The organism is Streptococcus mitis, assembly GCF_003942965.1.
Lineage (GTDB): Bacteria > Bacillota > Bacilli > Lactobacillales > Streptococcaceae > Streptococcus > Streptococcus mitis_BH.
In genome coordinates this window covers 1-24,589 of record NZ_RJOG01000004.1, presented here as the reverse complement: position 1 = coordinate 24,589, position 24,589 = coordinate 1, and the positions used below count along the sequence as shown (strand labels likewise).

The following is a 24,589-nucleotide window of genomic DNA, read 5'->3' as shown; positions in this document are numbered from 1 at the left end:
TCTCCTATCTATTTTATTACATTTTCACAAAAAAAGCGATTGTTTCCTTCACAATCGCCTCTTTCATTATTGAACCCATTCACCATTATAATTGACAGAATAGCCATCTACGGTCGTATTCACTGCCAAAGCACCTGAGCTGTAAGCATAGTACCATTTACTACCGACCTGGAACCAGCCTGTCGCCATAGCTCCTGATGAACGGAGATAGTACCACTTGTTACCAAGATATTGCCAGCCTGTTTTCATATCGCCATTTTCAGCATCTAAATAGTACCAAGTTGAACCCTCCTGATACCAACCAGTTGCCATGGCACCTGATGAACGGAGATAGTACCACTTGTTGCCAAGGTATTTCCAACCTGTTTGCATGATACCAGTTTCTGGATCTAGATAGTACCAAGTTGAACTATCGTTTATCCATCCTGTACGTATTTCACCACCAATATAGTCTTCTCCATTAATTTCTGTTTTAGCTAGATAATACCAGTTAGACTGGTCATAAAGCCAACCTGTCTTTAAAGAATGATCTTGATTAAAGTAATAGTTCGTGTAAAAACTCTTCTCTTCTTTATCTTCCGGATTTGTACGTTTTTCCCCATACTTTCTTCCAACGCTGTCTTTAGTTTTAACCTCTAATGCTTCCCAACCAACAAACTCTTGTAGCACTCCATTTTTGTCAAAGTAGTACCATTCTGGCATTGGGGAACCTTCTAATCTTATACCATTAGGGTAAGGACCAATTGTATATCCTTTAACTGGCATTGGAATGTACTGCCAACCAACAACCATTTCGCCATTATAATCAAAATAATAGGTCTTGCCATCAATCACTCGCCAGTCCGTTTCTTTGATGTCACCCTTCTTGTAGTAGGTTCTTCCGTTTTCTTGTACAAAATGCCATCCTTCAGAATCAGCATCATCCGCCAATACTGCACTTGTTGCTAGCAAACAGAAGAAAAAGACTGCTAATGTAATTTGCATCAATTTTTTTATTGTTTTCATTAGACGTATCCTCCATAACTGATTATAGCAAAGCCCCAACTGTATGTCAATATATAGAGAACCCCCTCAAAAAAAGCAGTTACATAACCGCAACTGCTCTCTATTCTTGCATGGTGTAACCAACACCACGAACGGTTTTAATGTAGCTTTTTTGACCTTTTACATCAAGCTTGCTACGTAGATAACGGATATAGACATCCACGATATTAGTTTCGGTCGCACTTTCATACTTCCAGACACTTTCCAACAACTGCTCACGAGTCAGAACTTTCTTGCTTCCCATAAGAGTAGCCAAAAGGTCATACTCACGACGAGTCAGAGCAATCATTTCCTCGCCACGATAAACTGTGTGATGCTCTACATCCATACGCAGATTGCGGTAAGACGTTGGAACCTTCATCTGACTACAGTGTTGGTCGATGAAGTCCCTACCTCGGAAAATCGCTGAAATACGAACCACCAAATTGTCAATAATAACCGGCTTATAGATGTAAGAAACAGCAAAGCGTTGGATTGTCTCAATCTGATCTTGCAATTCTTCTCGATTGTCCAAGACCATGATCACTGAGGCTGGCTTAGTCCGACTCAGCTTATCTGCAAAATCCTGGGCTGTCATATCCCCCAGACGAGCATTCAATAAAATCAAGTCATAGTCTGTCTGAAGAGCCATGGAGAGGGCTTTTTGCCCCTCCTCAACCTGATCAACTCGGTATTGCTCTTTTTGGAGTTCCAAACTTAAAAAATGAGCTAGATTTCGTTCTTTCTCAAGTAGTAAAATCCGTTTCCCCATGGCAGACCTACTTATTTTTCGTCATACCAAGAGTAGTGGAATGTTCCTTCTTTGTCTTTACGTTGGTAAGTGTGGGCACCAAAGTAATCACGTTGCGCTTGGATCAAGTTAGCTGGAAGGTCAGCTGAACGGTAGCTATCAAAGTAAGTAATAGCTGCTGAGAATGTTGGTACTGGTACACCAGCTTGAACAGCAAGAGCTACGATATCACGCACTGCTTGTTGATACTTAGCAGTAACATCCAAGAAGTACTCATCCAAAAGAAGGTTAGCAAGATCTGCATCACGGTTGTAAGCATCTGTAATCTTTTGCAAGAAACGAGAACGGATGATACAGCCATCACGCCAGATAGATGCGATATCTGCAAATGGCAAGTTCCAGTTGTTTTCTTTAGAAGCTACACGCAATTGCGCAAAACCTTGTGCGTATGAAATGATTTTTGAGAAGTAAAGGGCTTGACGGATCTTTTCAATCAACTCAGCCTTGTCTCCTTCAAATTTGAAGTCAGCTGGTTTTGGAAGAACCTTGCTAGCATGCACACGTTCTTCTTTGTAAGTAGAGATGTAGCGAGCAAATACCGATTCAGTGATGAGTGACAATGGCACACCAAGGTCAAGTGATGATTGGCTAGTCCATTTACCAGTTCCCTTGTTACCTGCAGCGTCAAGGATGTAGTCTACGATTGGTCCGTCTTGGCCTTCATCATCTTTACGGCTCAAGATATCAGCTGTGATTTCAATCAAGTAGCTGTCCAATTCACCCTTGTTCCACTCAGTAAAGATTTCAGCCATATCTTCTGCTGAAAGGCCTAGCAAGTGTTGCATCAAGTCATAACTTTCTGCGATCAATTGCATATCACCATACTCGATACCGTTGTGAACCATTTTCACATAGTGACCAGCTCCATCAGGACCAATGTAAGTCACACATGGTTTGCCATCTTCTGGTGCTTTAGCTGAGATTTCTTCAAGAACATCTGCAACCAATTCGTAGGCCTCTTTTTGTCCACCAGGCATGATAGAAGGACCTTCAAGGGCACCTTTTTCACCACCAGAAACCCCAGTACCGATAAAGTTGATACCTGAGTTTGCCAATTCTTCATTACGACGGATTGTATCTTTGTAGAAAGTGTTTCCTCCGTCGATCAAGATATCACCCTTGTCAAGGTGCGGAAGAAGGGCTTGGATAGTAGCATCTGTACCAGGTCCAGCTTGAACCATGAGCATGATACGACGAGGTTTTTCGATTGAGTTTACAAAACTTTCAACGTCATAGCTTGGTACAAAGTTCTTTTCAGGATGGCAAGCAATTACATCTTCAGTTTTTTCTTTACTACGGTTGTAAATAGCAACTGTGTAACCACGAGATTCAATATTAAGGGCAAGGTTACGACCCATTACGGCCATACCTACGACACCAAAGTTAGCTTTTGTCATTTGACACTCCTCTTGTTTAATTTGTTTTATTTTATCATTTTTACTTTTGAAAAGAAAGAATTTTGTAACGACTGCTTAGTAGTCCAAAGCATCCGCATGTCCAGAACCATTTCCAACAAAGTATCCTGTCTTACAGTTAAGGGTAAAGAGATAGGTTCCATCTGGCTTGTAGAGGTTGTAATAACCATTGCCATTAACGATATTAACACGTTCAAGGATATATTGGTTACCAGTGATATAACCACGTGAACGTGAAGTCGCTAGGATTTTTTCCAAAACACCATCCGCGAAATCCCAGGCAGAATTATTGCTATCATCAACAGCCGATTGATTGAACGGCACACGACTCGAAGCTCTCTGGAGATCAACTCCAGAACTTGATAAACCGCCATGGCTATCATCACGTGCAGAAACTGAATTGTTTGATGAGACGCTTGAAGATGGACTTGTGTTGTCTGCAGCCCTCTCTGTTGATGAACTTGAACTTTCTTGACTTGAGCTTGAACTTGAAGGAGCTGTTTGTTGACTCTTACCTAGACTGATAGCCTTATCTAGCACTTTATCAATCTCCGTATTTCCAGTTTTAATATCTGTAAATTTAGCATCTGATTTAGCTTTAGCGTTAGTGTCCAAAACACCATCAACAATAGCTGGCTTCTCAAATTGAGCATTGACATCTTTAATGGCCTTTATTTGTGTTTCAAGACTATCATACTTAGATTTTGCAAGCGTATATTCACGACTACCTTCCAGCTTATCAAGCAAGGTCTTAAGTTGACTCAGTTTATCAAACTGGCTATTCTTCAAAGCCATTTTATTGCTGTCTGTATAGAAGGCATCATATAAATTATTGAATTCTTCCACATCTGACTGCGTGTTTGTAGTTGATTGAGAAGTCTGAATTTCCTTGGTCGAACGAGCCACTTGACGATAAACATAATAACCAGTTCCAAGGATAAGGACCACTAAGGCTGCTAGAATCCCATAAAACACCCATTTCTTCTTACTTTTCCCATCTTCACTATCCGTAACTCGAGAACGTGTGAGAGCCTCTTCCGCTCCGACCAATTGGACCTCTTCAGTCTCAAATTCTTCAACAAGAGGAGCTTCTGAAACTTGTGTTAATTCTATATCATCAAACTGACTCAATTCATCTTCTGGAGCCGGAGAAGTTACTCCTGTTTCCTCACGTACCTCTTCAATTAATTCATCAAGACTCTTAGTCTCGACCAACTCCTCTTTTTTATATTGACGGGTCGCAAACTTATCCGCCTCAATTTCATCTTTATGTTGTTTCACATACTTATCCAAGATAGAATCTCCAGGCAATACACCCGCTTCCACCTCTTCATTTTTTCGCATGGCTTCTCCAACCGTTAGCTCTTTGGCATCATCAAAATCAAATTGCGCTTCTTGGTGTTCTGCTTTATGACGATTACGTCTTTTCTTACTCATGAGTTTTCCTTTCTACTTCCTGACGTTTAACGCGCTGACCAAAATATTGATACAAATCAACTTTTAAGGTTCCATTGTACAACTTACGTTTCTTATCCGCCTGACTACCGTACTTGGTCTCAAAAGCTTCATCACTAGTTATGATAAATTTGCTCCACGTTCTCAGGGGTGCAAATACTTGACCCATTTCAGCATAAAGCTTTGTAACCCCTGCATCATCTGACAAGCGTTCACCATAAGGCGGGTTAGAGATGATCACTCCATTGATTTTATCGGAACGTAAATCCTGCACGCGCATCTGCTTAAAGGTAATATCTCCTGCAACCCCTGCTGCTTGAGCATTGGCCTTAGCAATTTCCACCATACGTGCATTGATATCACATCCCATGATATCCAGTTCCAGCTCACGATCCACTTTCTTAGCCGCCTCTGTGCGCACTTCTTGAATCAAGCGATCGCTAATCCAGTTCCACTCCTCAAAAGCAAAAGAGCGACGAAGACCAGGCGCCATCTTTCTAGCAATCATAACTGCCTCGATACAGAAAGTCCCCGAACCACAGGTCGGATCAATCAAGGGTTTGTCTGGATACCAGTTAGAAAGTTGTAAAATGGCTGCCGCCATGTTTTCCTTGATAGGAGCGCCACCTTTTTCCGTACGATAGCCACGTTTAAAGAGACTAGACCCGGTCGTATCAATCATGACAGTTGCGACATCTTTCAGAATAGAGACCTCAATCTTAAACTCAGGCCCAGTTTCCATCAAGGGGACACCTTCTGGACGGGCATAGTGTTTCTGCAATTTCTTGACAACGGCCTTCTTTGAAATAGCCTGTACACTTGGCTCATTGTGAAGTTTAGATTTAACACATTTAGCTTTGGCAATCGGAAAACGAGCCCCAAGCGGTAAATAATTTTCCCAATCTAGGGCGAAAACTCCTTGAAAGAGCTCCTCAAAAGTCTTAGCTGGGAACGTTCCTACGATAATCTTGATACGATCTGCCGCCCGAAGCCAGAGGTTGGTTTCAATGATGGCTCTAGCGTCTCCTCGAAAACGAACACGCCCATTTTCAACCTGACAATCGTAGCCCAACTCTCGCACTTCTCGTCCCACAACAGCTTCAAGACCCGCCGCCATAGTTGCAATTAAATTAAATTCTTTTTTCATTTTACAGTCTTGCAAGACCTTTCTATATGTCCACTTTAAAAAATGAGGTTGAGAAAGTTTTCTCAGCCCCAACCTATATGCAATTTTCTATAAGCCATGTTTTGTTCCAGAAGTGACTAGGACCACTCCCTTCGATAATCATCTGTCTACCACTAACAGCCTACAGCTGAAAGCAGTCAGAGTACTACGTTCGTTTCCGCGTACTCCATGCCCCGACCAAAATTTGGGTTGCTAGCTTGAGGGGTTTACCGCGTTCCACTCTCTCTGTTTCCAGAAAGACTCCGTCACTGTGGCACTTTCAAGCCTACTCTGACCTATCCGAGGACTTAGCCATTTCAACTGCCGTAACGATTTCTCGTCCCTAGGCTTATTGTTTCGCCTAGCACAAACACTACAGGCATCACAGCCTGTGCTAGCATGGACTTTCCTCATGAAAAGAAATTCTCCTCACGCGATTATCCAAAAATTGCACTTTTCAAATAAGCTCTTATAAATCAGAGTTATCCAAAATTTGTTTACCAAATACTTCTTTCTCAAGACGATTCAAACGTTTCAAAATATCAAAATTCGTCATAGAAGTTGTAGCTGTCATTTCAAGTGGTTCTGCTTGAACCGGTGAAGATTCAGGTTTGCGAGACAATTCTTCCTTCAACTCTGCAATTTCTTGACGGAGAGACTTGACTAAGGCAGCATAAGTTTCGTAGTCCTTGATGACATCGTCCAAAAATTCATCAACTTCAACCTTACTATATCCACGGACTTCACGTCCAAACTCTTGCTCAAAAATATCTTTTGCTGAAAAAATAATACTTGCCATCTCTCTCTCCATTCTCGGTTTCTAATAGTATTATTATATAAAAAAAGGCAAACAAAAATCAAGGTCAAAGGCTTACTTTTCAGAAAAATTTTCTGCTAGCTCATTTAGGTCTTCAAAGGTTAGCCTTTTTATACGATAACCTTCCTGATTTTTCATCAAATTGTCTATAAATTTTAATTTGGTCTCATTTTCTGGGTCATAGAAAAAATAAGCTAAGTCAGTATTTTCCAGCAAAAATCGTTGGTAGTCTCGTAGTTGCCCCATATGTTCATATTTAGGATAGGCATATTTGACAAAATCGACCTGCTTAAATTGGCTAAGTTTAAGCTGATTCGCTTCATTCCAATTTTCCCCGTGTGTTTCAAAATCAAAAATGGTCGCTAGGTTAAAATCATACTCTTCTTTCATTTCATTTGCGACATCAAGCACCCAAGCTTCAAATCCCAAGTTTCCTGTAAAGACCAGCCATTTAATCCCTTCTTCTGCTAAATTTTCTAGATCACGGCGAATGGCTTTCTTTATAATTTTTAACCTGATATCTTTTTCATTAAATAAACCCAAGTCAAAATTAGAATATCCCATAATTAAAGCTGTAGTCATTTTTACACCTTTCTTTCTATTTTTATGGTATAATAGAGTGATGTTATTGTACCAATAAGGAGAAATATGGTCAACTATCCTCATAAAATTTCATCAAAAAAAAGCCAAACATCCATTTCTCAACCAAAAAATTTCGCAAATCGAGGAATGACTTTTGAAAAGATGATCAACGCTACAAACGACTACTATCTGACGCATGGCATGGCAGTTATCCATAAAAAGCCAACGCCTGTTCAGATTGTTCGAGTAGACTATCCTCAACGTAGTCGAGCCAAAATTGTAGAAGCCTATTTTAGACAAGCTTCCACAACAGATTACTCTGGCGTATATAGAGGATATTACCTTGACTTTGAAGCCAAGGAAACGCGACAAAAGAATGCTATTCCAATGAAGAACTTCCATCTTCACCAGATTCAACATATGGAACAAGTTCTAGAACAGCAGGGCATTTGCTTCGTACTGCTTCATTTTTCTTCTCAACAAGAAACTTATTTGTTGCCGGCACTTGATTTGATTCGCTTTTATCATCAAGATAAGGGGCAAAAATCAATGCCACTTGGATATATTCAAGAATACGGATATTTAGTAAAGCAAGGAGCTTTCCCTCAAATTCCCTATCTCGATATTATCAAAGAACATTTATTAGGTGGTAAAACATGATTAACAAACAAACCATTCTGCGATTCTTAAAGTATATTGGAATTACATTTCTTACCTTATTTATCGCATTATTTCTATTAGGTGGAGGTGTCTTCCTCTACTTTGTTAGCAAGGCTCCAGCCTTATCTGAAAATAAATTAGTTGCGACAACCTCTAGCAAGATTTATGACAACAAAAACGAACTGATTGCTGACCTTGGATCTGAACGTCGCGTAAATGCTCAATCAAATGAAATTCCTACTGACTTAGTCAAGGCAATTGTGTCTATCGAAGACCACCGTTTCTTTGACCATAGAGGTGTTGATACCATTCGTATCATGGGGGCAACATTGAGAAACCTCCAAGGGAAAGGAGGGCTCCAAGGAGCTTCAACCTTGACTCAGCAATTGATAAAATTAACTTACTTCTCTACCTCAACTGCTGATCAAACTTTATCACGTAAAGCTCAAGAGGCTTGGTTAGCAATACAATTAGAGAGAAAAGCTACTAAACAAGAAATACTGACCTATTATATCAATAAAGTCTACATGTCCAACGGTAACTATGGAATGCAAACCGCAGCTCAAAACTACTACGGGAAAGACTTAAAGGATTTAAGCTTGCCACAGTTAGCACTCCTAGCCGGAATGCCTCAAGCACCAAACCAATATGATCCTTATTCTCATCCAGAAGCTGCTCTTGAACGCCGAAATTTAGTTCTTTCAGAAATGAAAGGGCAGAAATATATTAGCGCAGAAGAGTATGAAAAAGCTATTAATACCCCTGTTACCGACGGTCTACAAAGTCTAAAATCTGGTAATAGTTATCCGCCTTACATGGATAATTACTTAAAAGAAGTAATTGACCAAGTTGAACAAGAAACAGGTTACAACCTCCTCACTACCGGTATGGATGTCTATACAAACGTGGACAAAGATGTTCAACAACGACTATGGGATGTTTATAACACCGATCAATATGTCACTTATCCTGATGACGACATGCAAGTAGCTTCGACTATTGTAGATGTATCTAATGGTAATGTTATTGCACAGCTTGGTGCTCGTCACCAAGCAAGTAACGTTTCATTTGGTACTAACCAAGCTGTGCAAACAAATCGTGACTGGGGATCAACAATGAAACCCATCACCGATTATGCTCCTGCTTTGGAATTCGATATCTATGACTCAACTGCTACCATTGTACGCGATATCCCGTATAATTATCCTGGAACAAATACCCCTGTCTACAACTGGGATAGAGGATACTTCGGTAATATCACCCTGCAATATGCACTACAGCAATCTCGCAATGTTCCTGCTGTAGAAACACTCAACAAAGTTGGATTAAACCGTGCAAAAACCTTCTTAAATGGTTTAGGAATTGACTATCCAGATATGCATTATTCTAACGCTATATCAAGTAACACAACTGAATCTAATAAACAATACGGCGCAAGTAGCGAAAAAATGGCTGTTGCTTATGCTGCATTTGCCAATGGTGGTATCTATCACAAACCGATGTACATTAATAAAGTTGTCTTTAGTGATGGTAGCGAAAAAGAATTTTCTGACCCTGGTACCCGAGCTATGAAAGAGACCACTGCTTACATGATGACAGAAATGATGAAAACAGTCTTGACCTCTGGAACTGGTTTTAATGCCTATATTTCATGGCTTCCTCAGGCTGGTAAGACAGGTACCTCTAACTATTCAGATGAAGAAATCGAAAATCATATTAAGACCAGTCAACTTGTTGCTCCGGATGAAATGTTTGCTGGGTATACTCGCAAATATTCTATGGCTGTTTGGACAGGCTATACAAATCGTCTCACTCCAATCATAGGTAATGGGTTCACAGTTGCTTCGGCAGTCTATCGTTCAATGATGACTTACCTATCAGAAGATGACCACCCAGGAGATTGGACGATGCCAGATGGCCTATACAGAAATGGGGGCTTTGTCTTTAAAAATGGTGCCAAAAATACCTGGACTGCACCTCTAGTACAAGAATCTTCGACAACAGAAAGCTCAACTTCTTCAACAGAAAGTTCTTCCTCAGTAAATAATTCTTCTTCCAGCGAAACTCTACCAGACTCCAATGGACGACGAAATACTACTACAAATCCTAACCAAAGCACAACTAACCCGAACGTCCTACCTTCAACTGCTCAGCCTCAATAATAAAGATAAAATAAGTACCTTTGAAATAACATTTTCAAAGGTACTTTTCTTGTTATATGCAACTATAACAACCTGTTTGTTCAAAAGTAACTAAAAATCAAAAAATATGCCATCCTTACTGTCCTGATTCTCAAAAGCTTGATATTTCATTTAAGTCTTTGAGGTCAGTACAAAATTATATCTTTTAGTATAACTATTGGGTCGATGTTGAAAATCTCATAGCAGATTGCTGTACGTCTCTCTTGTGACCCAGCCAGCATCCTAGCAGATGCATCAAAAGCTAAAAAATATCTTGACTGGCAGGCTAGCTACTCCCTCAAAGATATTATTTTATCAGACTATCCTTGGCATGTGAAAGAAGGTAAAAACATTGTAGAATAATAAAACAGAGGAGAAGGTCCTGGTACTCTCTCCTTGTTTTATTTATTAAATTGTCAGAAAATTTATTGACAGATTAAAGAAATCGTGTTACAGTAATATCCGCAGATATCTTTCGATACCAAATCTACATGAAAGGACGGGATATGAAACTTTCTCATTATTTAATTGGCTTACTTCTACTCCTAGTCTTTCTCTCTATTAGCATTGGGACCAGTGATTTTTCATGGGGAAAACTCTTTGCTCTGGATCATGAAACTTGGCTCCTCTTTCAAGAGTCCCGTCTTCCAAGGACGATTAGCATTCTCCTGACTGCCTCTAGTATGAGTATGGCAGGACTCCTCATGCAGACTATCACTCAAAATCAGTTTGCTGCTCCGAGTACAGTTGGAACCACTGAAGCCGCCAAACTGGGGATGGTATTGAGCCTCTTTGTCTTTCCGTCGGCTAGTCTGACTCAAAAGATGCTCTTTGCTTTTGTTTCATCCATCGTATTCACCCTCTTCTTCCTAGCCTTTATGACCATTTTTACTGTAAAGGAAAGGTGGATGTTGCCTCTGATTGGAATCATCTATAGCGGGATTATCGGTTCTGTGACAGAAGTTATCGCCTACCGTTTCAATCTGGTTCAGAGTATGACTGCTTGGACCCAGGGCTCCTTCTCTATGATTCAGACCCATCAGTATGAGTGGCTCTTCTTAGGCCTCATTATCCTGATAGCCGTTTGGAAATTGTCACAAACCTTTACCATCATGAATCTAGGAAAGGAAACCAGTGAAAGTTTGGGAATTTCCTACTCCCTACTTGAAAAACTGTCCCTCTTTCTGGTTGCGCTAACGACAAGTGTCACCATGATTACCGTGGGTGGCTTGCCTTTTCTCGGGGTCATCGTTCCTAATCTGGTTCGTAAGCACTATGGAGATAATTTAAGTCAAACCAAACTCATGGTCGCACTAGTCGGTGCCAATCTAGTTCTGGCTTGCGATATCCTATCCCGAGTTCTGATTCGGCCCTATGAGCTATCTGTCAGCCTCCTTCTAGGAATCATCGGCAGCCTCGTCTTTATCCTACTTCTATGGAGAGGGGGACGAAAAGATGCAGTCTAAAAGCAAAAATAGCAAACTCTTCTGCCTTCTCATTATTCTGGCCATCGGAGCTTGTCTCCTCTACTTTTGGCCCATCCCCCACCTATCTGCCTTTGCCTGGAAGTTGCGTTCACAAAAGATAGTTGTTTATCTCTTGGTAGCTATCGCGACTGGGATTTCGACCATTAGTTTTCAAACCCTAACGGAAAATCGCTTCCTGACACCTAGTATTTTGGGAATCGAATCCTTCTACGTCCTACTACAAACCCTACTACTGGTTTTTGAAAGCAAATTTCTTCAACTCGGGAAGTCTCCCATCTTAGAATTCCTAATCTTACTTCTCGTCCAATCCCTCTTCTTTCTCGCCTTGCAAGGCTACTTGAAGACACTGATGAAGCAAGACCTTGTCTTCATTCTGTTGATATGTCTAGCCCTCGGAAGTCTCTTTCGAAATATCAGTACCTTCCTCCAAGTCCTGATGGATCCAAATGAATACGATAAACTGCAGAACAGTCTTTTTGCCTCCTTTCAACATCTCAACACTTCCATCCTAGCCATCGGTTCTCTGATTATCCTTGCTTTGACCATCTTTTTCTTTCGAAAAGCAGTCATTCTAGATGTCTTGCACCTGCAAAGAGAAACGGCTCAGATATTGGGACTCGATGTTGAAAAAGAACAGAAGGAACTCCTCTGGGGCATCGTACTTTTAACCTCGACGGCAACTGCCTTGGTAGGACCTATGGCCTTCTTCGGTTTTATGTTGGCTAACCTCACCTACCTGATTGTCAAAGACTATCGGCACAAGTTGCTCTTTATCGTTGCCATTCTGGTCGGTTTTATCAGTTTAACCTTGGGGCAGGCCCTGATTGAACGAGTATTTGCACTGGAAATTCGCATCAGCATGATCATCGAGAGCGTAGGAGGGTTCTTATTCTTTATCTTACTATACAGGAGGGCTCGTCAGTGAAACTGGAAAACATTGGCAAATCCATTCAAAAACAGGATATTTTGCAAGGCATTTCGCTCGAAGTCAGTCCTCAGAAATTGACAGCCTTCATTGGTCCAAATGGTGCTGGAAAATCGACTCTCCTCTCCATCATGAGCAGACTGACCAAGAAAGATCAGGGGATTCTCAGTATCAAAGGTCGTGAAATCGAGAGCTGGAATTCGCAAGAACTGGCTCAAGAACTGACTATCCTAAAGCAGAAAATCAATTACCAAGCCAAATTGACGGTTGAAGAACTGGTCAGCTTTGGACGTTTTCCCTACAGTCGAGGTCGACTGAGAACAGAGGATTGGGCAAAAATCCGAAAAACTCTGGACTATCTGGAACTAACCAACCTAAAAGACCGCTACATCGATAGTCTGTCTGGCGGACAGCTCCAACGTGTCTTTATCGCTATGGTACTGGCCCAGGATACGGACTTTATCTTGCTAGACGAACCGCTCAACAATCTCGACATCAAGCAAAGCGTTAGCATGATGCAAATTCTTCGGAGACTGGTGGAAGAACTCGGCAAGACCATTATCATCGTCCTCCACGATATCAATATGGCCAGCCAGTATGCGGATGAAATTGTCGCCTTTAAAGACGGCCAAGTCTTTAGCAAGGGAACAACTGCTCAAATCATGCAGGCTGACCTGCTCAGTCAACTTTACGAGATTCCCATCACGCTGGCTGATATCAATGGCAAAAAGATCTGCATCTATAGCTAGTAACTCAGAAACTCGAGTTAGAAGAAACTTTGTCTCTTAGTCAATAAAACCTAGAGACTCCCTAAATCGTTATCACATTTTAAAAAGGAGAAATCATGAAAACATCCCTTAAACTTTACCTCACTGCCCTAGTGGCTAGTTTCTTGTTCCTACTTGGTGCATGTAGTACAAACACAAACTCAAGCACTAGTAAGTCGGAAACAAGCAGCTCTTCTCCAACAGAGGTAACCATTAAAAGTTCACTAGGTGTAGTCACACTTTCAAAAGTCCCTGAAAAGATTGTGACCTTTGACCTCGGTGCTGCGGATACTATTCGCGCTTTAGGTTTTGAAAAGAATATCGTGGGAATACCTACAAAAACTGTTCCGACTTATCTTAAAGACCTAGCTGGAAAAGTTAAAAATGTTGGTTCTATGGTTGAGCCAGACCTAATTATCGCTTCACCACGTACCCAAAAATTCGTAGATAAGTTCAACGAAATCGCTCCGACTGTTCTCTTCCAAGCAGGCAAAGATGACTACTGGACTTCTACCAAGGCTAATATCGAATCCCTAGCAAGCTCCTTTGGTGAAACTGGTACACAGAAAGCCAAGGAAGAATTGGCCAAACTAGACAAGAGCGTCCAAGAAGTCGCTACTAAAAACGAAAGCTCTGACAAAAAAGCCCTCGCGATTCTCCTCAATGAAGGAAAAATGGCTGCCTTTGGTGCCCAATCTCGTTTCTCTTTCTTGTACCAAACCTTGAAATTCAAGCCAACTGATACAAAATTTGAAGATTCTCGCCACGGACAAGAAGTCAGCTTTGAAAGTGTCAAAGAAATCAATCCTGACATTCTCTTTGTCATCAACCGTACCCTTGCCATCGGTGGGGATAACTCAAGCAACGACGGCGTCCTAGAAAATGCCCTCATCGCTGAAACACCTGCCGCTAAAAACGGTAAGATTATCCAACTCACACCAGACCTCTGGTATCTAAGCGGAGGCGGACTTGAATCAACAAAACTCATGATTGAAGACGCACAAAAAGCTTTGAAATAAGTTGCTTCAAACTCAACTAACATCTTTACATGATAAAACGCATCCTATCAGACTCACTCAAACCTGATAGGTTGCGTTTTTATCATTTCACTAAAATATTTTTACCTAGCCTCATTTTTCTTCTCGGTTTCGTTTAAGGGAAAAATAGTCTGGGACGGGGTCCTTGCCTGTTTTCGACCAGGGATGGCAACGTAAAATCCGAGCCAAGCCCATCAAGACACCCTTGAAGCCATGTTTTTCAATAGCCTCAATCATATAGTTTGAACAGGTAGGCTCAAAACGACAAGAGGGTGGAAAGGCTGGTGAGATAAAACGCTGGTAAAAGCGCACAGGCGCTATTAAAATTCGTTTCATTATTTCTTGGTTACAGCCATGGTGTGTAGTTGGCTGATTTCTTTTTTGTTAAGACGACGGGATTCTCCTGGACGGAGTCCTGTCAAGTCTAAGTGTCCAAAACGGGTCCGTGACAACTTGTCCACTTGAAGACCGACAGCTTCAAACATCTTTTTAACCTGGTGGTTACGCCCTTCATGGATAGTCAACTGCACCACAGAGCGGTTTTTGACTGGATCCACTTTGAGAATTTCATAGACAGCCGGCTTGGTTTTCTTACCATCAATCTCAAGTCCACGGGTCAAGGGGCGGAGATTATCCTTATTGGCCACACCTTTAACACGCGCGACATAAACCTTGTCAATCTCATTACGAGGGTGAATCATCTCATCCGTAAAATCCCCGTCATTGGTCAAAACCAAGACTCCTGATGTATCCCAGTCCAAACGACCTACAGGGTAGATGCGCTCTTTGACATTGGGCAAGAGATCGACAACCGTCTTGCGCCCCTTGTCATCTGTCACACTGGAAATGACACCGCGTGGTTTGTTAAGTAGATAATAGACCTTTTCTTCGTTGTAGATAGGTTGACCTTCAACTTCGACCTTGTCGCCTGACTTGATAGTGGTTGCTAGTTCACGTACCACTTGGCCGTTAACCGTCACCAAGCCTTGCTTGATCAACTCTTCTGCTTTTCTCCTACTGGCCACACCTGCGTGGGCAATATACTTATTGATTCTCATCTTCTTCTATCCTTTCACCAAATAATTGGCTTTCTTGGGCTTGAATCTCAAGCTCATCAATCACTGGTAATTCTTCCAAATGATTTATCCCCATGTAATCTAGGAAATAATCCGTAGTCACATAGAGGTTGGGGCGCCCCAACACTTCTTTTTTCCCGTCTTCCTTTATCAGGTCAAAAGCCTGCAACTTTGCCAAGGCCCCACTCGAATTGACCCCACGGATAGCATCAATTTCTATCCGCGTAATAGGCTGTTTGTAAGCAATGATGGACAAGGTCTCAAGGGCAGCCCGAGATAAACTCTGGTTGATAGGTGCCTTAGAGTATTCCTTCAAAATCTCTGCAAATTGAGGCTTGGTCACCAATCTATATGCGCCCCCTGTCTCAATCAGAGCCAAACTGGAATCTGGGTCCTTTTCACACTTCTGGGCTAATTTTTCTAAACTCTGTTGGATACCTGTCGGTGGCAGAGAGAGGAGTTCAGCTAACTGGCGGACTCTAATCCCATCTTCACCCGCTACAAACAAGAGCGCTTCTATTTTTGCTAAAGTACTCATCTTTCCTCTCTATCAAGTCTAGCTTTGGGCCACTTGACTTTCTTCCTTCTTTTCCATGAGATAGATATCTCCGAAACTCTCTTCTTGCACAAGTATCAGTTCCTGGGTTTTGATTAACTCTAGGGTTGCCAAAAAGAGGGTGATGACCTCTTGGATATTCTGGGCTTCCTTGAACAAATCCTGCAAGCGCAATTGATCTCGTCCAGTCAAGGACTCTTTCACGATAACCATCATGTCCTCAATCTTATACTCATCCCGCAAGATGGTCGTGTGGTTCTGAGTAAACTCCTCTTTTTTCTTAGCTAGGATATTTGAAAAAGCCAAAAAGAGGTCAATGGTCGTCTTGTCATGCACAAGCTCCGCATCTTCGTATATCAACTCTGTCGGTGCTTTGGAATAGTACTGGGCCCGATCTTGGTGCTTGGCTTCCAAATGCTCCCCCAAGAGCTTGAACTTGCGGTATTCTTCGATTTGAGAGAGAAGATCCTGCTCTAGATCGTCCTCCAAGTCGATCACTTCTGCCACCTTTGGAAGAAGCTTGCGGCTCTTGATCAGCATGAGCTGACTAGCCATAACCATGTACTCCCCCGTCACTTCCAGACGCATGGCCTGCAGGGTTGAGACATAAGCTAGATACTGTTCGATGACTTCCGTAATAGGCACATCGTAGATATCCATCTGGTACTTAGAAACCAGGTGCAAGAGCAAGTCCAGGGGCCCTTCAAAATCTTTTAATTTAATATCCATTATCTATATTTTTCTATGGTCAGGACTGTTTTTAATCCTAATTTTTTTGCAATTTCGTACAAATCGACCTTGTTTTCAATTTGTCGTAGAATGAACTGTTCCCGCAAGGCTTGGGCTGATAAGGCCGGAAAACCTTTCTCCTCGACAAAGGATTCTAGCTGACGAAAGGCCCACTGACGAGAATAGGCTTTCCCTCCCCTTTCAAAGAGATAGGTCTGGCCCATCAAGAGTTCCAACTCTGAAAGCAAGGTCGTGGGAATGGTGACAATCCTCTGTTGGGAAGCCTTCTTAATTCGCAACACCTGAAAATCCAGATTGATATCCTCAACCTTGAGAGCCAAAATCTCACTCGGCAAGAGCCCCGTTTCTAGGATAAGAAGAGCCAGTAAACGGCCCTCTGGATAGGCACTTTCCTGCCAAAAAGAGTCTAGATCTAAAATTTCTGGCTTTTCTGTCTTCTTTTCAGCTTGTTTAGCTAATTCCAAGCGGTAAAAACTATCCACTTCTCCTTTTTGATAGAGAAAGTAGAGAAATTGGTTACAGGCCGAAATCTTTCGCTTCTGGGCGCTGATTTTTAGATTGACTAGCTGGGCTTGGTAAATCTTGAGACTGGTCTCCGAAATCCGCTCACCTACCAAATCTAAAAACTGTTCTAAATCATACTTATATGACTGCTTAGAATTGGCAGATAAGCCCTGCTTTTCCTCTAAAAAGGCTGAAATCTTGTCTCTCATTTGCATCGAATCTCATATTCCTTACTAAAGTCATGCAAGAGGGCATTGACTGCCTTGAGGATAGACTTGCGCGTGATAATCCCTTGGAAAATACCAGACGCATCTACAACCGGTAAGAAAGACTCATCTACCAACTTGTGCAAGACCTCCGTAATGGTAAAATCAGGCGAGACAACCGCTACGTCCGTTCTCGTCATATGAACGATATCCGTATCTGCCATGATTTCTTGACTCAAGTCATGCTCCATCTGATAAGCCATAATATCTCTGAGCCCAATCGTCCCAACAAACTGTTTTTCATCTGTCACAACAGGAACACGGGTATAGGTCATCTGACTGAGCAAGAGGGTCGCGTGATCCGCATTATGAGTATCAATCAACACAGCTAGATTTTCAGCAGGGGTCAAAAAAGTTTCCTCTTGACCCAGCAAGAAAGTCTCAAACTCCTTGGCAATCATCGGCTAAACTCCTTGGACAAGCCTGGATACACCTCGTGGTCTCGTGTCAAAAAGTCCACTTTAAAATAACTGTCATCAATCTCCACACGAGCATAGAGACATTCTCTGATGGTCCCACGTGGTTGACTGATGGAACCTGGATTTAGAAAAAGAGTCTTTCCTTCCATCCAAGCATTTGGCACATGCAAGTGACCATAGAGACAGATATCGGCCTCTTCCTCCTGAGCCCAGTAGTCCAACTTTTGAAAGTTGAAATTGATGTCAAACAAGTGACCATGAGTTTGGATAATCTTGGTCGAACCAAGCTCAGTCACCAAACGTTCTGGGTAACCTGCATAGAAGTCCATATTTCCTTTAACAACACGGATGCCTTCCCAAAGGGGAGAATCAGGACGCAGTTCAGAATCGCCGTTATGAAAAACGGCATCAACTTTGCCTACATAGCGATCACGGATTTCTTCCACAATCAAGCTATCGCCATGGGAATCGCTCATTACAATGATGGTTTGCTTTGCCATGATGGAAATACCTCCAAAAGTTTCTTAACGGCTAAGGCACGGTGAGATTGACTATTTTTTTCTTCAAGGGTTAATTCAGCTGAGGACTTGCCTGTCTCTCCTACAAGGAAGAGAGGGTCATAGCCGAAGCCATTTTCACCCTTAGGTTCAAAGTTAATGTAGCCTGGCCAGTCTGCTTCAACAACCAAACTTTCCTTGTTTGGGCTGGCTACGACTAGGGTTGTATGGAATTGAGCCGAGCGGTCCTTGAGTTCAAAGACCATGGCCAATTCGTGCAAGAGTTTGGCATTGTTTTCACGGTCAGTAGCTCCCACTCCTGCAAAACGAGCTGACCAGACACCTGGCAAGCCACCAAGGACATCGACTTTGAGACCAGAGTCATCTGCCAAAACCATCTTGCCCGTTAATTGAGAAATGGTTTCTGCCTTGAGACGGGCATTTTCTTCGAAGGTCATGCCTGTTTCTGCTACTTCAGGTAGGTCAGGATAGTCATTGAGATTTTCCACATCGTAGCCTAGCTTGTCAAAGATAGCTCGGAATTCCTTGGTCTTGCCTTCGTTACGAGTCGCAATCAATAAGGTTTCTCTGACCTTATTTGTTTCAAAGAAATCATGAACATTGACCCCTTCTTTGGGCAATTCCACATACAAGAGTTGGCCATTTTCAACCAAAAGCAAAGCTCCCTGACGTTGGATGACTTCTAGATTGCGACCTGCTTCTTGGTTTAGTATATCTACCACAAAAGACAATAAACGGTAGCGAGAACCATAGCGTAAAACAGTAACTGAAATCGGGAAACCTCGTTCCTCGTCTCGAAAGATTTTGGCCAATCCAACCAGAGGGAAATCCAAGTCTTCATCAGTCAACGTCCGGACGCCACCAAAAATAGCATAGGACCCGACATACCAGTCCTGGTCATCCTTGTATTCATAAATTTTATTTGTCATAATTCTACATGCTCCACATGAATCTCTTTTTCTAGCCATTCTTCACCAATTTGTGCAAAACTTTGGCTACTGGCTGTTGTATAAAAACGGTGATTAAGTGGTCCAGCATCGCGACCACGATTGATTTCAAAATAATTGAGTAAGACTGAAATGTCCCTTACGCACTCTGCCCCACTATCGATGAGCTGAACCTTTGGTCCCATGACATTTTGAATAATGGGTCTGAGGAGTGGATAATGGGTACAGCCCAAAATCAGGCTATCCACTTTTCCAACCAAGGGACGCAGTGTTTCATAAACCACTTTCTTGGTGACACTGGTTGACAGGGCACCCGATTCGACCAAGGGGGCAAACTTGGGACAGGCCAAACTCTCCACCTGTAAGTCCGGATCCAAATCATGAATTTTCTGACGATAGATATCTGATTGTACCGTCATGGGCGTTCCAATGACCCCGATTTTCCCACCTTGGCTGGACTTGATGGCTGCCGAAGCTCCTGGCAAAATCACGCCCAGAACAGGAATATCTAGTTGAGCCTTGATTTCTTCCCAAACGACCGCAGTCGCAGTATTACAAGCAATGACAATCATTTTAACATCCTTGGTCAAGAGAAAGTTGACCAGCTGCCAAGTATATTCACGAATTTGCTCAGCAGGACGGGGACCATAGGGCGCCCGCGCCGAATCTCCAATATAGACGATTTCTTCATGGGGAAGCTGGCGCATGAGCTCCCGCACAACGGTCAAGCCCCCGACACCCGAATCCAAAAAACCAATTGGTCGATTATCCATACAGTCTTCTTTCTAGTCTTTTTTCTGATTGATAGTTCATTATGATTACTTGTCTTTAAGAACTGAAGAACAACCTCATCAACAACTATCTCTCTTAATCATAATCAAATATCAATAGAATGCAAGGAAAAAGTCTCATCCCTAAACCATAGCCAACATAGTGAGAAGTCTGGAACTTTCATCCCAGACTTTTCCTTATTTATTTTTTCTTTTTATTGTTGGCAAGGGCTGCTTTTTGTTGGCGGATGATTTGGTGGTAAACTTGTTGTACCTTAGCTTCGCTTGGCTTTTGACCATTTGCACTCAAAAGAGTACGAACTGCTTCAGCATTCAAACGTGGGTTGTCAGCAAATTCTTTTTCAATTTGCTTACGAACCAAGTACATTCCTCCAAGAGCTCCTCCTAGAAAAGCTAGCACAATCAATACAATTGCTAAAAGTAAATCCATCATTTTTCTCCTATTTCTTTTTGAGTCTCTTTCATTATACCACAAACTAGCCACCCTGACTAGTTTGTTCTACACTTTCAGGGATGGAATAAACAGCAAAAAGAACCCTGCTTTTCTGAAAAAGAGGGCTCCTTGTTGCGTTTAATTTACATAAATAGCCATTGTTTGATAGGGTTTGAGTAGAATTTTTTCAGACACTTCTGCATCTTCATAGTTTGAAAGCAAAACCCGGCCATTTTGATAGGCTACTGGTAAGTCAATTTCCACTTCTGTGTCATAAAAATTATTGAGCACTAGTAACTTTTCATCCTCATACTGACGCTCAAAAGCGTAGACTTCCTTGCTATCTTCAAAGGATGGTTTGTAACTTCCTTCTGAGATGATAGGCATTTCTTTGCGAAGACGAATCAAGTCTTGGTAGAAGGTGAAAATTGGGCCTTGGATTTCATTTTCTACATTGATGTGAGTGTAGGATTTTCCTGCCTTAAGCCAAGGAGTACCTACTGTGAAGCCTGCATTTTCCGAAGCATCCCACTGCATAGGGATTCGTGAATTATCACGCGACTTAGTCTGAATAGTCTGAAAGGCTTCTTCCTGACTTTTCCCTTCTTTTAAGAGCATCTGATAGGCATTGAGCGATTCGACATCTACATAATCAGCCATCGAATCATAGTCTGGGTCAAGCATCCCGATTTCCTCACCAATATAGATATAAGGTGTCCCACGTGAATTTCGATTTGTAGATTTTGCAAAGCGTAAGAAATAAAAGACTGAGACACCAGATCTCAGCCTTTTTCTTTATCCCAAAACCAATTCATCACTAACTAGACTTTGGCCACTATTTTTCTGGAAGAGACGCATAAGATCTTCAACTGTCAGATGCTTTTTCTCCTCTCCCTTAACATCCACCACTATCTTGCCTTGATAGAGCATAATGAGACGATTACCATACTCAATCGCATGGTTCATATCATGGGTAATCATCAAAGTCGTCAACTGATGGTCTTCCACAATCTTTTGCGTCAAGTCCATTACCATTTGACTGGTTTTTGGATCAAGTGCCGCAGTGTGTTCATCCAAAAGCAAAAGTTTAGGTCTCACCAAGGCTGCCATGACTAGGGTCAAGGCCTGTCTTTGTCCTCCTGAAAGGTATTGAGTATCTACTTTCAAGCGGTTTTCAAGACCAATATTCAACTCTTTCAAGGCTTCTTGAAACTGGATTCTATCCTTCTCCTTCACGCCCCAACCAAGCCCTCTCTTCTGCCCGCGTCTCAAGGCAATAGCCATATTCTCCTCAATCGTCAAACGAGAAGCTGTTCCCATCTTAGGATCTTGAAAAACACGGGCAATATCCTTGGCTCTCTTTCTTACACTCAGATTTTTAATGGATTTCCCTGCCAGTAGAAGGTCCCCTTCATCCACCGATAGATTGCCAGCCAAGATATTCATCAAAGTGGATTTGCCTGCTCCATTTCCACCAATCACAGAGATAAAATCTCCCTCTTCAACCTCTAAATCTAATCCTTTGAGGACATGGTTCTCATTGACCGTCCCTGCTTCAAATGTTTTGTGAATATTTTCAAGTGTTAACAAACTTACCATAACTTTCTCCTCCTATTCATTTCTCAATTTCAGACCACGAATCTTTAATCTCTTTTGCAATTCTGGCGCAAATAAAACTAAGGCGAGCAAAATTGCATTAAAGAGACGAACTAGATTTTGATCTAGATTTGGAATTTCATAGATATTTAAAATAATCAAACGGTATACAATAGCACCAATTCCGATGGATAACAAGCGGCCTCCAATGGTCAAGTCGTGTATCAAGACTTCCGCAATAATCACTGCACTCAAACCAACAACAATGGTTCCTGTCCCAGAAGTCACATCTGAAAATCCATCATTTTGGGCAAACAAGGAACCACATAGGGCAATCAAGCCGTTTGAAATCATGTAACCAACAATCTTCATGGTGTCTACATTGACCCCATTTGCCTCACTCATAGGAATATTGTCCCCAGTCGAACGCAAGACCAAGCCAATCTCTGTTTTCATCAAAAGAGTCAAGACCAAACAAACAAGTAAGAGACAGGCTAAACTGAATGAGAAAACAGCTTCTTCATTTGACAGCCCCAAGCTAGCCAACTGTTTAAAGACAGTTGAAGAATCTCCCAAGGAAAGATTAGGAACGCTTCCCATGATTTTAATATTGATGGAATAGAGCCCTGTCAAGGTCACAATCCCTGTCAAGAGAGCTGGGATTTTCATCTTGGTGTGGAGCATTCCTGATACTAGACCTGCTACCATACCTGCCAACAAAGCAAGTAAGGTCGCAATCCAAGGATTTGTCCCTGCCTGTATCTGAGATACGACGACAGCCGCCCCCAGTGGAAAGGCCCCCTCAGCAGTCATATCCGCAATATCCAAAATACGGAAAGTCAAGTAGACCCCAATCGCCATAATCGACCACAACAAACCTTCTGATAAACTAGATAATACAAAATTCATCTCAAACCTCCTTATTCCTTGCCTTCTAACTTACTAATATCAATTCCCAATGCATCTGCCATTTCTTGATTGGTATGCAATTCCAGTTTTTCAGGCAACTCAACTACTATATTTTCTGGCTTCTCACCTTTTAAAATACGAATCAGCATGCGAGCTGTCTGTCTTCCCAATTCTTCATAATTGGTACCGTAGTTATACAAGCCACCAACAGCAATCATTTCTGTTGAGCCACCAAATACTGGTACCTTGTGTTTAATAGAAACCTGCTTGACTGTTTCCATGGTTGACGAAATGATATTATCCGTTGGTACAAAAACCATATCCACCTCTGCCATCAAGCTCTCTGCTGCCGCCTTGACGTTATTACTGTCCAAGATTGTTTTTTCAACAACGGTAAAGCCTTTTTCTTCCAGAAGTCGCTTAGCTTCATCCTTTTGGACAACTGAATTTGGCTCGCTCTGAGTATAGAGAATTCCAATTGTTTTAGCCTTTGGTAACACTTTCTTTATCAAATTGATTTGGGTCGAAATGGCGTCTGATGACTGGTCGCTTGTCCCCGTCACATTTCCCCCAGGGTGTTCTCTTGACTCAACCAACTTGGCACTGACAGGGTCTGTTACAGCTGAAAAGATAACCGGTGTCGTTTGTGTTGTATTAGCTAAGCTCTGAGCAGAAGGCGTTGCGATGGCTAGAACGACATCACTAGATTCTGCTAGTTGCTGGGAAATCGTTTTTAGATTTCTTTGTTCTCCCTGTGCATTTTGCAAATCAATCTCAATATTTTTCCCTTCCACATAGCCTTGTTTAGCCAGCTCATCCACAAAACCTTCTCTAGTAGCGTCTAAGGACTGGTGGGTAATAAACTGCGAAATACCGATACGAAAAACATCTTTTTTCTTATCTGCCTTCAACTGATGCAAACTGATCAGAGAGGTCAAGAGGATCCCCACTACCAAGAGGGGTGCTAGTAATTTTCGAACAACTTTCATAATGAAACTCCTTCTCAGAAAAGATAAAACAAAAAACCGCCTAGATACTATCTAAACGGATGCTTGAAATAATCTAACAAGTTATAACTTTGCTAGTCCATTTAGATATTCATCTATATGGACCACAATCAAAAATCTTAGCCACATAGATACAAACAAATTGCTTGAACTGTTTGCATCCATGGTGACATGTCTACAAACACTATCTAAAGTAGCTAAAGTAAAAGTTTTGATTCATTGTTACAGCTTGTCTTTTATTCATTTCTTTTTCTGCTTTCTTTTTTGATGTTTCCTATCTTACCACCTTTTTCATCAGCTGTCAAGAATATTTCAGAATTTTTTAAAATTTTTCGAAAATTCTTTCAAAGTTTTTTCAAAACTATTCCAACAAAAAAATGATTATAATTCCATAAAAAATTTAAAACCATGAACATCATTGATAAAGATTAGTCTTCTTACTTTTTTTAAGTAAGCAATCCGAATCCACTCAAGACTCCAAGGTGTTCAAGTG

At 41.7% G+C, this 24,589-nt stretch carries 26 protein-coding genes, 1 other RNA gene and 2 pseudogenes; 7 read left to right on the top strand and 22 right to left on the bottom strand.

The genetic code is table 11. The features are described from left to right. Window positions 1-66: 66 nt before the first annotated feature. The 8 genes from cbpJ to D8837_RS01810 all read right to left on the bottom strand — a co-directional run bounded on the left by cbpJ (window position 67) and on the right by D8837_RS01810 (window position 7,268). Window positions 67-1,005, bottom strand: a complete 939-nt coding sequence (cbpJ, locus tag D8837_RS01845; protein WP_125456007.1) for a choline-binding protein CbpJ — start codon at window positions 1,003-1,005, stop codon at window positions 67-69. A gap of 100 nt (window positions 1,006-1,105) precedes the next feature. Then, window positions 1,106-1,795 carry a response regulator transcription factor gene (locus tag D8837_RS01840; RefSeq protein WP_125456006.1) on the bottom strand — a complete coding sequence of 230 codons (690 nt, stop codon included), beginning with the start codon at window positions 1,793-1,795 and terminating at the stop codon, window positions 1,106-1,108. 11 nt (window positions 1,796-1,806) lie between these two features. Beyond that, window positions 1,807-3,231 carry an NADP-dependent phosphogluconate dehydrogenase gene (gndA, locus tag D8837_RS01835; RefSeq protein ID WP_000158785.1) on the bottom strand — a complete coding sequence of 475 codons (1,425 nt, stop codon included), beginning with the start codon at window positions 3,229-3,231 and terminating at the stop codon, window positions 1,807-1,809. 75 nt (window positions 3,232-3,306) lie between these two features. Beyond that, on the bottom strand, window positions 3,307-4,686 hold the full coding sequence (gene mapZ / locus D8837_RS01830) for a cell division site-positioning protein MapZ (RefSeq protein ID WP_125456005.1): 1,380 nt from the start codon (window positions 4,684-4,686) through the stop codon (window positions 3,307-3,309). After that, entirely contained in the window at window positions 4,679-5,851 is a 1,173-nt protein-coding gene (locus tag D8837_RS01825) for a THUMP domain-containing class I SAM-dependent RNA methyltransferase (RefSeq protein WP_125456004.1), read from the bottom strand. Before D8837_RS01825 ends, mapZ begins: the two co-directional genes overlap by 8 nt. An 85-nt stretch (window positions 5,852-5,936) precedes the next feature. Further along, window positions 5,937-6,318, bottom strand: an RNA gene (rnpB, locus tag D8837_RS01820) — RNase P RNA component class B. Window positions 6,319-6,338: 20 nt separating this feature from the next. Continuing rightward, window positions 6,339-6,668: a cell division regulator GpsB gene (gpsB, locus tag D8837_RS01815; RefSeq protein WP_185755641.1), complete on the bottom strand. Its 330-nt coding sequence runs from the start codon at window positions 6,666-6,668 to the stop codon at window positions 6,339-6,341. A gap of 72 nt (window positions 6,669-6,740) precedes the next feature. Then, window positions 6,741-7,268, bottom strand: coding sequence for a DUF1273 domain-containing protein (locus tag D8837_RS01810; protein WP_125456002.1), 528 nt, complete (start codon window positions 7,266-7,268; stop codon window positions 6,741-6,743). Between the two features lie 66 nt (window positions 7,269-7,334). On the opposite strand from D8837_RS01810, the gene recU reads away from it, so the two are divergent. From recU to D8837_RS01775, 7 genes and pseudogenes are all read left to right on the top strand, one after another. Next, a complete protein-coding gene (recU, locus tag D8837_RS01805) occupies window positions 7,335-7,928 on the top strand; it encodes a Holliday junction resolvase RecU (protein WP_125456001.1) in 594 nt (197 codons plus the stop codon). After that, entirely contained in the window at window positions 7,928-10,090 is a 2,163-nt protein-coding gene (pbp1a, locus tag D8837_RS01800) for a penicillin-binding protein PBP1A (protein WP_125456047.1), read from the top strand. Before recU ends, pbp1a begins: the two co-directional genes overlap by 1 nt. A 240-nt stretch (window positions 10,091-10,330) precedes the next feature. Further along, a pseudogene (locus D8837_RS09835) lies at window positions 10,331-10,471 on the top strand (UDP-glucose 4-epimerase GalE); the annotation flags it as partial. Between the two features lie 143 nt (window positions 10,472-10,614). Beyond that, a complete protein-coding gene (locus tag D8837_RS01790) occupies window positions 10,615-11,574 on the top strand; it encodes an ABC transporter permease (protein WP_185755640.1) in 960 nt (319 codons plus the stop codon). Further along, complete coding sequence (locus tag D8837_RS01785; RefSeq protein WP_125455999.1) at window positions 11,564-12,520, top strand: iron chelate uptake ABC transporter family permease subunit; 957 nt, start codon at window positions 11,564-11,566, stop codon at window positions 12,518-12,520. The genes D8837_RS01790 and D8837_RS01785 overlap by 11 nt, the downstream gene beginning before the upstream one ends. Continuing rightward, window positions 12,517-13,269, top strand: a complete 753-nt coding sequence (locus D8837_RS01780) for an ABC transporter ATP-binding protein (protein ID WP_125455998.1) — start codon at window positions 12,517-12,519, stop codon at window positions 13,267-13,269. Before D8837_RS01785 ends, D8837_RS01780 begins: the two co-directional genes overlap by 4 nt. Window positions 13,270-13,364: 95 nt before the next feature. After that, window positions 13,365-14,306: a siderophore ABC transporter substrate-binding protein gene (locus tag D8837_RS01775; protein ID WP_125455997.1), complete on the top strand. Its 942-nt coding sequence runs from the start codon at window positions 13,365-13,367 to the stop codon at window positions 14,304-14,306. A 111-nt stretch (window positions 14,307-14,417) separates the two neighbouring features. Here the strand turns inward: D8837_RS01775 and yidD are convergent, their stop codons facing one another. The 14 genes and pseudogenes from yidD to D8837_RS01705 form a co-directional block, all read right to left on the bottom strand. Then, complete coding sequence (gene yidD, locus D8837_RS01770; RefSeq protein WP_125455996.1) at window positions 14,418-14,660, bottom strand: membrane protein insertion efficiency factor YidD; 243 nt, start codon at window positions 14,658-14,660, stop codon at window positions 14,418-14,420. Continuing rightward, a complete protein-coding gene (locus D8837_RS01765) occupies window positions 14,660-15,382 on the bottom strand; it encodes a pseudouridine synthase (RefSeq protein ID WP_125455995.1) in 723 nt (240 codons plus the stop codon). Before D8837_RS01765 ends, yidD begins: the two co-directional genes overlap by 1 nt. Beyond that, entirely contained in the window at window positions 15,369-15,938 is a 570-nt protein-coding gene (scpB, locus tag D8837_RS01760; protein ID WP_125455994.1) for an SMC-Scp complex subunit ScpB, read from the bottom strand. The genes D8837_RS01765 and scpB overlap by 14 nt, the downstream gene beginning before the upstream one ends. 18 nt (window positions 15,939-15,956) lie before the next feature. Continuing rightward, window positions 15,957-16,685, bottom strand: coding sequence for a segregation/condensation protein A (locus D8837_RS01755; protein ID WP_125455993.1), 729 nt, complete (start codon window positions 16,683-16,685; stop codon window positions 15,957-15,959). Then, window positions 16,685-17,419, bottom strand: coding sequence for a site-specific tyrosine recombinase XerD (gene xerD, locus D8837_RS01750; protein ID WP_312023205.1), 735 nt, complete (start codon window positions 17,417-17,419; stop codon window positions 16,685-16,687). The genes D8837_RS01755 and xerD overlap by 1 nt, the downstream gene beginning before the upstream one ends. Next, window positions 17,416-17,877, bottom strand: a complete 462-nt coding sequence (gene cbpB / locus D8837_RS01745) for a cyclic-di-AMP-binding protein CbpB (RefSeq protein WP_004260968.1) — start codon at window positions 17,875-17,877, stop codon at window positions 17,416-17,418. The genes xerD and cbpB overlap by 4 nt, the downstream gene beginning before the upstream one ends. Further along, window positions 17,874-18,395, bottom strand: a complete 522-nt coding sequence (locus D8837_RS01740) for a metallophosphoesterase (protein WP_020902175.1) — start codon at window positions 18,393-18,395, stop codon at window positions 17,874-17,876. The genes cbpB and D8837_RS01740 overlap by 4 nt, the downstream gene beginning before the upstream one ends. Further along, window positions 18,371-19,342: a nucleoside-triphosphate diphosphatase gene (locus tag D8837_RS01735; RefSeq protein ID WP_125455991.1), complete on the bottom strand. Its 972-nt coding sequence runs from the start codon at window positions 19,340-19,342 to the stop codon at window positions 18,371-18,373. Before D8837_RS01735 ends, D8837_RS01740 begins: the two co-directional genes overlap by 25 nt. Continuing rightward, window positions 19,339-20,133 (bottom strand): glutamate racemase, encoded by a 795-nt coding sequence (gene racE / locus D8837_RS01730; protein ID WP_000370378.1) that lies wholly within the window; start codon window positions 20,131-20,133, stop codon window positions 19,339-19,341. Before racE ends, D8837_RS01735 begins: the two co-directional genes overlap by 4 nt. 199 nt (window positions 20,134-20,332) lie before the next feature. Continuing rightward, window positions 20,333-20,581 (bottom strand): YneF family protein, encoded by a 249-nt coding sequence (locus D8837_RS01725; RefSeq protein WP_000364990.1) that lies wholly within the window; start codon window positions 20,579-20,581, stop codon window positions 20,333-20,335. Window positions 20,582-20,722: 141 nt separating this feature from the next. After that, window positions 20,723-21,310: pseudogene (locus D8837_RS01720) on the bottom strand (alpha-glucosidase C-terminal domain-containing protein); the annotation flags it as partial. Window positions 21,311-21,379: 69 nt separating this feature from the next. After that, on the bottom strand, window positions 21,380-22,183 hold the full coding sequence (locus D8837_RS01715) for an ABC transporter ATP-binding protein (protein ID WP_125455989.1): 804 nt from the start codon (window positions 22,181-22,183) through the stop codon (window positions 21,380-21,382). Between the two features lie 12 nt (window positions 22,184-22,195). Further along, window positions 22,196-23,089 carry an ABC transporter permease gene (locus D8837_RS01710; protein WP_125409758.1) on the bottom strand — a complete coding sequence of 298 codons (894 nt, stop codon included), beginning with the start codon at window positions 23,087-23,089 and terminating at the stop codon, window positions 22,196-22,198. Between the two features lie 11 nt (window positions 23,090-23,100). After that, entirely contained in the window at window positions 23,101-24,078 is a 978-nt protein-coding gene (locus D8837_RS01705) for an ABC transporter substrate-binding protein (RefSeq protein ID WP_125455988.1), read from the bottom strand. Between the last annotated feature and the right edge of the window lie 511 nt (window positions 24,079-24,589).